Below are 552 nucleotides of genomic sequence, written 5' to 3' on the forward strand. Positions count from 1 at the left end.
GGTCGATGCCGCCGCGGCCACGCTCCGCACCGCCGGCCCGGCCGAGGCCGGCGGCCTCTCGCGCCAGCTCGCCTTCCTGCGCCGCCGCTCCTTCGTGCTCGATCTCGCGGTGGTGCTCGCCTGCGCCGCCGGGGTGATGACCGGTGCCGCGGTGCTGACGCTGTTCGTGGGCGCCCTGCGGGACGCCGCGACCGCCTCGGTGCTGTTCGGCTGCTTCGGGGCGGCGTTGGTCTGCACGGTCGCGGCGCTGACCGCCTTCCTGGTCGAGATCCTGATGGCCGGCCGCGGCATCCGCGACGAGGTGGACCGCCAGCAGGTCCACGCCTCCGACCGCGGCGCCGGGTCCCCCGGCGCCGGGCGGCCGTGAGCTGGGCCGCGCGGCGCCCCGACACGGGCGCCGCCGCGCGCCCTTGAGGCGGACAAGCGCAACCGCTACCTCTCGGGGGTCGGCCCCGGCGGCCGTCGATCGGACAAGGGCAGCCGTGGCCCCACCCATCCCGCCGCTTCCGGAGATCGATCCCGGCGCCCCGCGCAGGCGGGTGAGCGCCCGCC

At 78.4% G+C, this 552-nt stretch carries 1 protein-coding gene; it reads left to right on the top strand.

Going from position 1 to position 552, the window contains the following annotated elements; translation table 11 throughout:
- The coding region (locus AX737_RS10520) for a DUF2721 domain-containing protein (RefSeq protein ID WP_066921138.1) at window positions 1-367 on the top strand (367 nt) is incomplete at its 5' end.
- Between the last annotated feature and the right edge of the window lie 185 nt (window positions 368-552).

Origin of the sequence: Methylobacterium sp. CCH5-D2 (assembly GCF_001556475.1) — a bacterium.
Taxonomy (GTDB): Bacteria; Pseudomonadota; Alphaproteobacteria; order Rhizobiales; family Beijerinckiaceae; genus Methylobacterium; species Methylobacterium hispanicum.